This window comes from Inquilinus sp. NPDC058860 (genome assembly GCF_042743185.1).
GTDB lineage: Bacteria > Pseudomonadota > Alphaproteobacteria > DSM-16000 > Inquilinaceae > Inquilinus.
This window is the reverse complement of record NZ_JBHYMS010000030.1, coordinates 66,348-79,223: the sequence shown is the minus strand read 5'-3', so window position 1 is coordinate 79,223 and position 12,876 is coordinate 66,348. Positions and strand designations below refer to the sequence as shown.

The 12,876-nt window shown below is 67.8% G+C and carries 9 protein-coding genes; all 9 read left to right on the top strand.

Features of this window, described 5'->3' with window-relative positions; all coding sequences use genetic code 11:
- Positions 1 to 128: 128 nt before the first annotated feature.
- Positions 129 to 788 (top strand): hypothetical protein, encoded by a 660-nt coding sequence (locus ACFW16_RS20690; RefSeq protein WP_380308455.1) that lies wholly within the window; start codon positions 129 to 131, stop codon positions 786 to 788.
- Between the two features lie 169 nt (positions 789 to 957).
- On the top strand, positions 958 to 2,271 hold the full coding sequence (gene proS / locus ACFW16_RS20685; RefSeq protein ID WP_380308453.1) for a proline--tRNA ligase: 1,314 nt from the start codon (positions 958 to 960) through the stop codon (positions 2,269 to 2,271).
- Between the two features lie 176 nt (positions 2,272 to 2,447).
- Positions 2,448 to 3,710 (top strand): lipoprotein-releasing ABC transporter permease subunit, encoded by a 1,263-nt coding sequence (locus ACFW16_RS20680; RefSeq protein ID WP_380308451.1) that lies wholly within the window; start codon positions 2,448 to 2,450, stop codon positions 3,708 to 3,710.
- Positions 3,703 to 4,404: an ABC transporter ATP-binding protein gene (locus ACFW16_RS20675; RefSeq protein ID WP_380308449.1), complete on the top strand. Its 702-nt coding sequence runs from the start codon at positions 3,703 to 3,705 to the stop codon at positions 4,402 to 4,404. The genes ACFW16_RS20680 and ACFW16_RS20675 overlap by 8 nt, the downstream gene beginning before the upstream one ends.
- A 3-nt stretch (positions 4,405 to 4,407) precedes the next feature.
- Positions 4,408 to 5,655, top strand: coding sequence for a lipoprotein-releasing ABC transporter permease subunit (locus ACFW16_RS20670; RefSeq protein ID WP_380308447.1), 1,248 nt, complete (start codon positions 4,408 to 4,410; stop codon positions 5,653 to 5,655).
- A gap of 448 nt (positions 5,656 to 6,103) precedes the next feature.
- Entirely contained in the window at positions 6,104 to 9,577 is a 3,474-nt protein-coding gene (gene dnaE / locus ACFW16_RS20665; protein WP_380308445.1) for a DNA polymerase III subunit alpha, read from the top strand.
- 254 nt (positions 9,578 to 9,831) lie between these two features.
- On the top strand, positions 9,832 to 11,067 hold the full coding sequence (locus ACFW16_RS20660; RefSeq protein WP_380308443.1) for an ABC transporter substrate-binding protein: 1,236 nt from the start codon (positions 9,832 to 9,834) through the stop codon (positions 11,065 to 11,067).
- A gap of 18 nt (positions 11,068 to 11,085) precedes the next feature.
- Positions 11,086 to 12,000: a carbohydrate ABC transporter permease gene (locus ACFW16_RS20655; protein ID WP_380308441.1), complete on the top strand. Its 915-nt coding sequence runs from the start codon at positions 11,086 to 11,088 to the stop codon at positions 11,998 to 12,000.
- The gene (locus ACFW16_RS20650) at positions 11,997 to 12,860 is read left to right on the top strand and encodes a carbohydrate ABC transporter permease (protein ID WP_380308439.1); all 864 of its coding nucleotides are present in this window, start codon (positions 11,997 to 11,999) and stop codon (positions 12,858 to 12,860) included. Before ACFW16_RS20655 ends, ACFW16_RS20650 begins: the two co-directional genes overlap by 4 nt.
- Positions 12,861 to 12,876 lie beyond the last annotated feature (16 nt).

Sequence of the window (12,876 nt, the reverse complement as noted above, 5' to 3'; positions counted from 1 at the left end):
TGCCGCCATTGCAGCAGGGGCGCGCCCCTGCTGCAATGGCATCACCAAACTGACCTGTCTCTATTTATCGTGTCTCATGTCAGGGGTGCAGTCCACTGGTCGGTTACGGCCTGCTGACTCCGCCGCTCGTGAAGCTGATCGCCGGCAACGAATTCGGGACGATCGGCCCGCTCGAATATCAAGCCAAGTGGCAAACGAAAAACCCAAAGGAGCTGCTGAAGGAAGGATTTGTGATTGCAAACGATATCAATAAGTTCTTTGCATTCGTCTTGGTGTTCAATACATATCTGGCGCTCAACGGAGGAATGCGGTTGGGTCCGGCCGGGAAAGATGCGATCCCGAACGAAGCGCTCCGCATCTTCACCAATACGGTGATTTCAAGTATCTTTTGTCAGGCTCTGTGCCATCTGTACGAAATGCAGTTCGGCACGCCGAAGAAGAAGAAGCCGAGCGAGACCTTGAGCGAAAACAGCGAAGGGCACCATCGGGTGGAAGCTGCCCTGGACGCCTTTTACGGTGAGGTGGTCGCGGCGGAAGCACCCATCCCGACAGCGGACCTGCCCAATCTCATCGCGCAACGCGCAGCCACTCTGCAGACGGATGCGGAGAGCGCCTTGTTCACCGTGCTTGTCTACACCCAGACGGTGCCCCGGGCGATCGAGGGGGACCGGATATCGAACGCGGCGTCCACGCCACCGCAGCCAGAGGGGGGTGGATCGGACGCGGATGATCCGGAGCGGGCAGCGTCGCCGCAGGAGGATGATGTGAGTCGGGCTGGAGCCCGATGACCGGCCGCCGCCCCGCTGGCGGCCTCCTGCACCGCTCCTCGGGGCATGATCATCGTGGCGAGCATCGGGAGATTCGCCGGCACGCGGAACCCCGCATGGACAGGCTGCCGGTCCTTCCCTAAAGTCGCGGCCCTGTGTTTCCCAACGGTTCCAGACGAAGGCCCGCTCGATGCGCCTGTCCCAGTTCTTCCTGCCCACCCTGAAGGAGAATCCCAGCGAGGCGCAGATCGTGTCGCATCGGCTGATGCTGCGCGCCGGCATGATCCGCCAGCAGGCGGCCGGCATCTATTCGTGGCTGCCGCTGGGCTTTCGGGTGCTGAAGAAGATCGAGCAGATCGTGCGCGAGGAGCAGGACCGCTTCGGCTGCCAGGAGATCCTGATGCCGACGATCCAGCCGGCCGATCTGTGGCGCGAGAGTGGTCGCTACGACGACTACGGCAAGGAGATGCTGCGCATCCGCGACCGCGGCGACCGCGACATGCTGTACGGGCCCACCAACGAGGAGGTGGTCACCGACATCTTCCGCGCCTCGGTGAAGAGCTACAAGCAATTGCCGCAGCTGCTGTACCACATCCAGTGGAAGTTCCGGGACGAGGTGCGCCCCCGCTTCGGCGTGATGCGCGGCCGCGAGTTCCTGATGAAGGACGCCTACAGCTTCGACATCGACTACGAATCCGCGCGGAAGTCGTACAACAAGTTCTTCGTCTGCTATCTCAGCACCTTTGCCCGGATGGGGCTGAAGGCGGTGCCGGTCAAGGCCGACACCGGCCCGATCGGCGGCGACCTGAGCCACGAGTTCCAGATCCTGGCGGAGACCGGCGAGAGCCAGGTCTATGTCGATCCGCGGGTGCTGGAGCTCGACACCGAGGCGCGGGAGCTGGGCCCCGAGGACGACCTGGCCGCCTTCGTCGAGCGCGTCACCGGCCTCTATGCCGCGGCGGACGAGATGCACGATCCGGCCAAGTGCCCGATCCCCGAAACCGAGCTCGCGACCCGGCGCGGCATCGAGGTCGGCCACATCTTCTATTTCGGCACCAAGTATTCGACGCCGATGAACGCGTTCGTGACGGGTCCGGACGGCACCCAGCGGCCGGTCGAAGGCGGCAGCTACGGCATCGGTGTGTCGCGCCTGGTCGGCGCCATCATCGAGGCCAGCCACGACGAGGCCGGGATCATCTGGCCGGACGCGGTGGCGCCTTTCGATGTCGGGCTGATCAACCTGAAGCCGGGCGACGCCGCCTGCGACGCGGCGTCCCAGGACCTGTACCAGCGCTTCCAGGCCGCCGGCCTCGACCCGCTCTACGACGACCGCGACGAGCGGGCAGGGGCGAAATTCGCCGAGATGGACCTGATCGGCCTGCCCTGGCAGGTGGTGATCGGCCCGCGCGGCGCCGCCAACGGCATGGCCGAGATCAAGCGCCGGGCCACCGGCGAGAAGATCGAGCTGCCGCTCGACGCGGTGGTGGCGCGGATCAAGGGCTGAGCCCGCTTGGCTGGCCCGGAGGGATCGGTCTCGATGACAAGTCACAAACTGTCATTGCCGGGCTTGACCCGGCAATCCAGAGGGTGTCGACAGCTTCTGGATGCCCGGGTCAAGCCCGGGCATGACAGCCAGGGGGGCGTTGTCCTCCTCGGCCCGGCAACCTGACCCTCCACCCCATGTTCAACGCCTTCGAACGGAAAGTCGCCTTCCGCTACCTGCGGGCCCGCAGGAAGGAAGGCTTCATCTCCGTCATCGCCGGCTTCTCCTTCGCCGGTATCCTCTTGGGCGTGGCGACGCTGATCATCGTCATGTCGGTGATGAACGGCTTCCGCGCCCAGCTGGTGCAGCGCGTGCTCGGCCTCGACGCCCATCTCAAGGTCAGCGCCGCGGCCGGGGCCGGGGTGCCGGATTACGGCCCGCTGGCCGACAGGCTGCGGCAGATCCCCGGCGTGGTGCGGGTGTCGCCGGTGATCGAGGACCAGGCGCTGGTCAGCCGGGACTCCGATTTCACCGCCTTCCAGGGCGCGCCGGCGGCGGTGGAGGGTGTCGAGCCGGCGGATTTCCTCGGCCGTCCGGCGATCGCCCGGTCGATCCTGATCGACAGGCCGGAGGATTTCTCCGGCACCGACGGGATCGCCATCGGCAGCGGCCTGGCGGCCCAGTTCGGCGTCCGGCTGGGCGACGAGCTGACGCTGGTCACGCCGCATTTCAACCGCACCGCCTTCGGCTCGGTGCCGCGGGCCAAGACCTACACCGTGGCGGCGATCTTCACCACCGGGCTGCAGGAGCCCGATGCCGCGACCGTCTACATGCCGCTCGAGGCGGCCCAGCAGCTGTTCCAGATGAAGGACCAGGCCGGCGGGCTCGACATCTTCACCAGCGATCCGGAGCGGCTCGACGCGGTGCGGGCGCGGGTGGCCGAGGCGGTCGGGCCCGACCTCGAGGTGTCCGACTGGCGCGACGCCAACGCCACCATCTTCACGGCGCTGCAGGTCGAGCGCAGCGCCATGTTCGTCATCCTGACCCTGATCATCCTGGTGGCGGCCTTCAACATCGTCTCCAGCCTGGTGATGCTGGTGAAGGACAAGGGCGGCGACATCGCCATCCTGCGCACCATGGGCGCCTCGCGCGGCGCCATCCTGCGCATCTTCTTCCTGACCGGCGCCACCATCGGCGTGGTCGGCACCCTGGCCGGGCTGGCGCTCGGGCTCGGGCTCGCCGCCAATGTCGACGCCATCCGCACATGGCTGCAGGGCGTGCTCGGCCCCGGCACCTTCGCCGCCGAGTTCAGCTTCCTGGCCTCGCTGCCGGCGCTGGTCGATCCGGGCCAGGTGGTCGCCGTCTGCCTCCTCGCCATCGGCCTGACCTTCCTGGCCTCGATCTTCCCGGCCTGGCGGGCCGCCCGGCTCGATCCGGTGGAGGCCCTACGCTATGAGTGACGCCATGCCGTCTTCTGCCGCCGAGGTGCTGCGCCTCGAAGGGATCCGCCGCAGCTTTCATCAGGGCGAGACCCGGCTCGACGTGCTGCGCGGCGCCGAGCTGTCGCTGGCCGGGGGCGAGATCGTCGCCCTGGTCGGGCCCAGCGGCGCCGGCAAGTCGACCCTGCTGCACATTGCCGGCCTCTTGGAGCAGCCGGATGCCGGCACCATCACCATCGCCGGCCAGCGCTGCGACGGGCTGGGCGACGGGCCGCGCACGGCGCTGCGCCGCTCGGCCATCGGCTTCGTCTACCAGTTCCACCATCTGCTGCCGGAGTTCAGCGCCATCGAGAACGTGGTGCTGCCGCAGATGATTGCCGGGCGGTCCCGCACCGAGGCCCGCCAGCGGGGTCGCGATTTGCTGGCCCGGGTCGGCCTCGCCGGCCGGCTGGAGCATCGCCCGGCCCAGCTGTCGGGCGGCGAGCAGCAACGCGTCGCCATCGCCCGGGCATTGGCCAACGCGCCGAAGGTGCTGATCGCCGACGAGCCGACCGGCAATCTCGACCACACGACCTCGGACGCCGTGTTCGAGATGCTGGTCGAGGCGGTGCGCTCGGCCGGCGTCGGCGCCCTGATCGCGACCCACAACCTGGAACTGGCCGCGCGCATGGACCGGGTGGTGGAGATGCGCGACGGCGTGCTGGTGGGCCGGTAGGCCATGTTCAACGCCTTCGAACGCACCGTCGCCCTCCGCTACCTGCGCGCCCGCCGCGGCCAGGGCTTCGTCTCGCTGATCGCCGGCTTCTCGCTGCTGGGCATCGTCATCGGCGTGGCCACGCTGATCACGGTCACTGCGGTGATGAACGGCTTCCAGACCGAGCTGCTGGCCCGGTTCCTCGGCTTCAACGCCCATGTCAGCGTCGTCCCCCTGGGCGGCCGCGACATGGCCGACTACGAGGCGCGGGCCGGGCGGCTGCGCGGGGTCGAGGGCGTCACCAAGGTGGTGCCGGTGGTCGAAGGCCAGGCGCTGGCCAGCGTCGGCAAGGCCTCGGCCGGGGTGCAGATCCGCGGCGAAAGCCCGGAGGATTTTTTGGCCCGGCCGCTGATCGCCCAGGACCTGCAGCTGCAGGCGCCCGGGGCCTTCGCCGGCGGCGACGCGGTGGCGGTCGGCCGCGGCCTGGCCGAGAAGCTCGGCCTCTCCCTCGGCGGCAAGCTGACGCTGCTGGCGCCGGGTGCCGCAGGGCAGGGGGAGCAGTCCGCCGGCCCCACCGCGCGCGCCTTCACCGTGGTCGCGATCTTCGACGCCGGGCTCTACCAGTTCGACAGCGGCGTCGCCGTGCTGCCGCTGCCGGCGGCACAATCGCTGCTCGGACTCAAGGGCGTCACCCGGCTCGACGTGAATGTCCGCGATCCGGAGCGGATCGGCGAGATCGCCACGCCCCTGCAGCAGGCCGCCGGCTCCGGCGTCCGCTTCTTCGACTGGAGGCAGGTCCTGTCCAGCTATCTCGACATCGTCGCCGGGCAGCGCAACGTGATCTTCGTGATCCTGTCGCTGATCGTGCTGGTGGCCGCCTTCAACATCATCTCCAGCTTGATCATGCTGGTGAAGGAGAAGGGTGGCGACATCGCCATCCTGCGCACCATGGGCGCCTCGCGCGGCGCCATCCTGCGCATCTTCTTCCTGACCGGCGCCACCATCGGCGTGGTCGGCACCCTGGCCGGGCTCGGCCTCGGCATCGCCCTGGCCGACAGCCTCGAGACGCTGCGGCAATGGCTGCAGCAGCTGACCGGCACGCCGATCTTCGACCCCAGGCAATACTCCCTGACCCGGATCCCGACCGAGATCGACGCCGGCGAGGTCGTGCTGGTCTGCGGCATGGCACTGGCCCTGTCGCTGCTGGCCTCGATCTACCCCGCCTGGCGGGCCGCCCGGCTCGACCCGGTCGAGGCTCTGCGGTACGAGTGAGCGCCTTGCCGAGGGACGAGGCGATTCCCTAAAGTCATGGCATGCGAACCGGACCAACGACATCTCTCGGGCACAAGGCCGTGGACCACCTTGCTGAGTTGGATCGGAACCGCGAACCGATCCTGGTTTCGCAGCTCCAGGGGATCGCTCGCGGCGAGCAGGCGGTTGAGGAAGGGCGGATACTAACGCAGCACGCGGCCATGCAGCGGCTGGCACGATGGCTGAGTTAGAGCAGAGCTAAGAATATCGCGCCGAGTGAGACGATTTATTTATTGTCATTGCCGGGCTTGACCCGGCAATCCAGAAGGTCTCGACAGTCTCTGGATGCCCGGGTCAAGCCCGGGCATGACAGTTTTTAGGTTCGGTTGCTGTTCAAGATGGCCTATCAATAACCCATCGCCCGATTCTGTCGGGCCATCCCCGTTCCGTCGCCGCGGAGAGCCGCCGCATGCCACACGCCGATTTCGTCCATCTGCGCGTGCACAGCGCCTATTCCCTCTCGGAAGGGGCGATCAAGATCAAGGAGCTGGTCGGGATCTGCAAGAAGCTGCAGATGCCCGCCGTCGCGGTCACCGACACCGGCAACCTGTTCGGCGCGCTGGAGTTCGCCTTCGCCGCCAAGGATTACGGCATCCAGCCGATCATCGGCACCATCCTCAGCATCACCCGGGCGGAGACGGAATCGGGCGCCCGCGTCGGCGGCCCGGCCATCGCCGACCCGGACTGCCTGGTGCTGCTGGCCCAGAACGAGGCCGGCTACGAGAACCTGATGGCGCTAACCAGCCGCGCCTATCTGGAGACCGAGCAGGGGCTGGCGCCGCAACTCGCACTGGAGGCGCTGGAGGGCCACACCGAGGGCGTCATCGCCCTGACCGGCGGGCCGAAGGGCCCGGTCGGCCGCCTGCTGCTGGCCGAGCACCCGGAGCGGGCGCTGGCTACGCTGCGCTATCTGAAGACGCTGTTCCCCGGCCGGCTCTATGTCGAGCTGATGCGGCACGGCATGGAGGAGGAGGACCGGATCGAGGCCGGGCTGATCGACCTCGCCTATCAGGAGGACGTGCCCCTCGTCGCCACCAATGACTGCTTCTTCGCCGGCGAGGACATGTACGAGGCGCATGACGCGCTGCTGTGCATCGCCGACGGCACCTATGTGGTCGAGGCCAACCGCCGGCGGGTGACGCGCGACCACCGCTTCCGCTCGGCCGAGGAGATGCGCCAGCTCTTCGCCGACCTGCCGGAGGCGGTCGACAACACTCTGGTGATCGCCCGGCGCTGCGCGGTGATGCCGAAGAAGCGGAACCCGATCCTGCCGACCTTCCCGAGCGAGGCCGGCCGGACCGAGGCGGAGGAGCTGCGGGCCCAGGCGCATGAGGGGCTGAAGGCCCGGCTGGAGGCGCATGTCTACACGCCGGAGATGACGGCGGAGGAGCGCGAGGCGGTGCGGGAGAAGTACACCGCCCGGCTCGACTACGAGCTCGACGTCATCGAGAAGATGGGGTTCCCGGGCTACTTCCTGATCGTCTCGGACTTCATCAAATGGTCCAAGGCGCACGACATCCCGGTCGGGCCGGGCCGCGGCTCCGGCGCCGGCTCGGTCGTCGCCTGGGTGCTGACCATCACCGATCTCGACCCGCTGCGCTTCGGCCTGCTGTTCGAGCGCTTCCTGAACCCCGAGCGCGTGTCGATGCCGGACTTCGACATCGATTTCTGCCAGGACCGGCGCGACGAGGTGATCACCTATGTCCGCGACAAATACGGCCATGACCGTGTCGCGCAGATCATCACCTTCGGAAAGCTGCAGGCCCGCGCCGTGCTGCGTGACGTCGGCCGCGTGCTGCAGATGCCCTACGGCCAGGTCGACCGCATCTGCAAGCTGGTGCCGAACAACCCGGCCAACCCGGTGACCCTGGTCCAGGCGATCGAGGGCGAGCCGGCGCTGCAGCAGGAGCGCGACAACGACCCGGCGGTGCGCCACCTGATCGACCTGGCGATGAAGCTGGAGGGGCTGTACCGCCACGCCTCGACCCATGCCGCCGGCGTGGTCATCGGCGACCGGCCGCTGCACGAGCTGGTGGCGCTGTACCGAGACCCGCGCTCGCCGATCCCGGCCACCCAGTTCAACATGAAATATGTCGAGCAGGCGGGGCTGGTGAAGTTCGACTTCCTCGGCCTGAAGACGCTGACGGTGCTGCGCACCGCCGAGAACCTGATCAAGGCCAGCGGCGTCGACATCGACCTGGCGCATATCCCGCTCGACGACGGTCCGACCTACACCATGCTCGGCCGGGCGGAGGCGACCGGCGTGTTCCAGCTGGAAAGCTCGGGCATGCGCGACGTGCTGCGGCGGATGAAGCCGAACCGCATCGGCGACATCATCGCGCTGGTGGCGCTGTACCGTCCCGGCCCGATGGACAACATCCCGACCTTCATCGAGGTCAAGAACGGCACCAAGGCGCCGGACTATCTGCACCCGTCGCTGCAGCCGATCCTGGAAGAGACCTACGGCATCATGGTCTATCAGGAGCAGGTGATGCAGGTGGCACAGACCCTGGCGGGCTATTCGCTCGGCGGCGCCGACCTGCTGCGCCGCGCCATGGGCAAGAAGATCAAGGCCGAGATGGACGCCCAGAAGGCCACCTTCGTCGAGGGCGCGGTCGCCCGCGGCGTGCCGGCCGGCCAGGCCTCCACCATCTTCGACCAGGTCGAGAAGTTCGCCGGCTACGGCTTCAACAAGTCGCACGCCGCCGCCTACGCCATCGTCGCCTACCAGACCGCCTATCTGAAGGCGAACCACCCGGTCGAGTTCCTGGCGGCGTCGATGACGCTCGATCTCGGCAACACCGACAAGCTGAACGTCTTCCGGCAGGAGCTGACGCGCCTCAAGATCAAGCTGCTGATCCCCGACATCAACAAGTCGGAAGCCGTCTTCGCGGTCGAGACGCTGCCCGACGGCAACAAGGCGATCCGCTACGCCCTCGGCGCTATCAAGGGCGTGGGGCCGGAGGCGATGCGCAGCCTGGTGATCGAGCGCGATCGCGGCGGCCCGTTTAAAGACCTGTTCGACCTGGCCCGACGGCTCGACCTCAAGCTCCTGAACAAGCGCCAGCTGGAGAACCTGGCCCGGGCCGGTGCCTTCGATTCGATCGACGGCAACCGCGCCCGCGTCGTCGCCTCCTTCGAGACGCTGCTGCGCTACGCCCACACCGTGGCGGCGGAGCGCGACAGCGGCCAGATCGGCCTGTTCGGCGGCCCGGCCGGCGGGGGCTTGAGCGCGCCGCCGCTGCCGACCATCCCGGACTGGGATTCGATGGAGCGGCTGCGGCAGGAATTCGACGCCGTCGGCTTCTACCTCTCCGCCCATCCGCTCGACACCTATAACACCAAGCGCCTCGGCTCGGTGCGCTCGGCCGAGATCGGCCAGAAGATGCGGATGGGCCACACCCAGCTCCGCCTCGCCGGCATCCTGATGGCGAAGCGCGAGATGACGACCAAGACCGGCAACCGCATGTGCTTCGGCACCTTCTCCGACGCCAGCGGCGTGTTCGAGGTCACCTTCTTCGCCGAGACCCTGGCGACGGCCCGGCAGCTGCTCGAGGTCGGCGCCGCCCTGGCCATGGCGGTGGAGATCCAGAGCCGCGGCGAGGAGCTGCGGCTGACCGCGCTGTCGGTCGAGCCGATCGACCAGGCCCTGGCGAAGAGCGCCGCCCGCTTCGTCGTCTATGTCGACGGGGTGCACGCGATCCAGCCGCTGCACGGGCTGCTCGACCGCGAAGGGCAGGGGCGCTGCAAGGTCAACCTGCAGCTGCTGCTGTCGCCGACCGAGGAGGTCGAGATCGAGCTGCCCGGCGGCTACGCCGTCGGCGGCCGGGCCAAGGCGGCGTTGAAGTCGGTGCCCGGCGTGCTCAGCGTCGAGGAGTTCTGAGGCGGCGGCATAGTCTCGCGCTTCACGGCAAACATCTTTTTCAGGCCCCGCCGGCGAAAGCCCGCGGGGCCTTCCATTTGTGCGCGATGGCTGTTCGACTTTGCTGGTTGACTCATCATACCAGCACACCATAATGCCGGAAACCAACAGGCGGCCGAACCGCCGGACATAAGACGACGACAGCAAACGTCTTCATCGCCGGGGAGGGCGACATGCAGGCTCTGACGCGTCGATCCATGGTCGCGGGCGCAGCGATGCTGACAGCGGCATTCGCCGCCGGTCCCGCCTGGAGCCAGGAGGGGCCGGCCAGGCCGGTCACGATCGAGTTCTTCGGCCTCGCTTCGCACAACTGGCCGGTCGTGATCGAGCGCTTCCAGGCCGACTACCCGACCGTCACCGTGCATTTCACCAAGTTCGGCACGGACGAGCTGAAGCAGGCGCTGCGGGTGGGCGCGTCGTCGGGCAAGCTGCCGGATGCCTGGTGGAACTGGGGCGGGTCGCTGGCCTCGCCCTACAACCGGGCCGGCCACGCGCTGAAGCTGACGCCGGAGCTGCTGACGGCGCTCGGGGTCGAGGCCAATGTGACGCCGGCGGCGCTCGCCATCACCCGCGACGGCGCCGACCTCTATGGCATCCCGAACAAGATCGGGCCCTTCGGCTTCGTCTACAAGAAGGCGCTGTTCGAGAAGTACGGGCTGCAGCCGCCGCAGAGCTTCGCCGATCTCGAGAAGGTGGCGGAGACGCTGAAGGCGAACGGCGTCACGCCGTTCTCGATCGGCGGCAAGTTCAGCTGGATGACGATGCGGTTCTTCGACTTCTTCCTGGAGCACTATGCCGGGCCGGAGGGGCATGACTCGCTGCTCGACATGACCGAGTCCTGGGAATCCGAGCCGGTTCTCCAGTCCTTCGCCAAGCTGAAGGAATGGGCCGACAAGGGCTATTTCCCGGATGGGTTCCTGACCGTCGACCCCGCCACCAACATGCCGCTGCTCTACAACGACCAGGCCGCGATGGTGTTCGACACGCCGAGCCTGGAGACCGCCCGTATCCTGCGCGAGGGCAAGTCGCCGGCGGAGTACGGCACCTTCCCGCTGCCGACCGACCGGACGCCGAAGCGGGTGCCGGGATCGCCGTCGCAGATCCAGGTCAACGCCAAGGCCTCCGACGACGTGCGCAAGGCCGCCCTGCTGTTCGCCAGCTACGTCGTGCGGCCGGAGATCGCGCCGGTCACGGCGCAGGCGGTCGGCTTCCCCAGCGCGACCAAGGGCATCCTGCCGGCCGAGGACCTGCCGATCCAGCGGCAATGGTCGACATGGACCCAGGGCGAGATCGGCTTCTACCGGCTGACCGACCAGGGCCTGCCGCAGGACGTCGTCGCCGCCTATTTCGAGGCGCAGGACTCCGTGCTGCTCGACCTGATGTCGCCGGAGGAGGCGGCGGCCCAGGTGCAGGAGGCGATCGAGCGCAGCAAGAGCCGCGCCAGCAACTGAAGAACGGAGGTCCGCGGCATGGCCGACGCCAGCCTGCAGACGAGACGGCGGCTGCCGCGCAAGTTCAAGGACGAGGTGCTGGCGCCCTGGCTGTTCCTGGCCCCGGCGGCGCTGATCTTCGCCATCGTGCTGGTCTATCCGATGACCTATTCGAGCTGGCTCAGCCTGTTCCGCTGGGACGGCGTGTCGCCGGACCGGCTCTGGGTCGGGCTCGGCAACTATGTCGAGCTGTTCACCCGCAACCGGGTGTTCTGGATCGCGCTCAGGAACAACGTGATCTGGAGCCTGCTGTCGCTGGTCGTCCCGACCGGCATCGGCCTGGCCCTGGCGCTGGCGCTCGAGGGCCGGTTCCGCGGCAGCGCCTTCTTCCGCAGCGTCTTCTACTTCCCGGCGATCCTGTCGATGAGCATCGTCGGGCTGATCTGGAGCTGGATGTATCACCCCAGCCTCGGCCTGGTGAACCAGTTGCTGGAGGTGCTGGGCCTGTCGGGCCTGGAGCGCAACTGGCTGTCCGACCCGAGAATCTCGCTCTATTCCGTCTTCGTGGCGGCCGCCTGGCACAATGCCGGCCTGCCGATGCTGCTGTTCCTGGCCGGGCTGCAGACCATCTCCCGGGAGGTGCTGGACGCCGCCCGGATCGACGGCGCCGGCCGGTTCCAGCGCTTCTGGTACGTCACCTTCCCGCTCTTGCGCGAGACCACCATGGTCGTGGTCGCGATCACGGCGATAAACTCGCTCAAGGTCTACGACATCATCTACGTCATGACCTATGGCGGCCCGGCCAACCGGACCCAGGTGCTGGGCAGCTGGATGTATTTCCTGACCTACAACCACAACGAGGTCGGGCTCGGCACCGCCATCGCCGTCATCCTGTTCCTGCTGACCCTGGTCTTCGCCGTTCCCTACACCCGCCACATGGTGCGCAGCCGATGACGGACGCGGCCGTTTCCCTCGCCGGCGCGGCGGTCCGGCCCTTCCGCCTGCGCTTCGGGTCGCTCGGCTTCTACGCCGCGCTCGCCGTCGGCGGCATGGTCTGGACCGCGCCGCTGATCATCCTGGTGTTCACCGCGCTGAAGAGCGCGGGGGATTTCGCCCAGAACGGCGCCTTCGCCCTGCCGCAGTCGCTGGAGCTCGGCAACTTCGCCAAGGCCTGGGCGATCGGCATCCAGACCTATTTCTGGAACTCGCTGGTGCTGACCGTGCTCAAGGTCCCGGCCGGGGTCTTCATCTGCTCGCTTGCCGCCTTCGCCCTGACCAAGATGAGGATGCGCGGCGGCGGGCTGGTCTTCACCGTCTTCCTGCTCGGCATGATCGTGCCGATGCAGATGACGCTGGTGCCGCTGACCCTGCTGTACCAGCGCCTCGACCTGATCGACAGCCTGCCGGGTCTGTTCTTCCTCTATCTCGGCTTCGGCCTGCCGCTCGGCATCCTGGTGCTGCGCGGCTTCTTCCGGTCGATCCCGGCCGAGATGATCGAGGCGGCGCGGATCGACGGCTGCTCCTGGTGGGGCGTGTACCGGCGGGTGGTGATGCCGCTCGCCACGCCAGCCGTGGTCTCGCTGCTGATCCTCGACGGCATCGCCACCTGGAACGAGTTCATCCTGGCCCAGATCTTCATCCGCACCGAGGCGCAGCGCACCCTGCCGCTCGGGGTGGTGCAGTTCAGCACCGAATTCTCGACTGCCTACGACCTGCTCGCGGCCGGCCAGCTGATCACCATCGCGCCCTTGCTCCTGCTCTACCTGTTCTTCCAGCGCTACTTCGTCCACGGCATGGCCGGGGCGGTGAAGTGAGCGTGCCAGCGAAAGG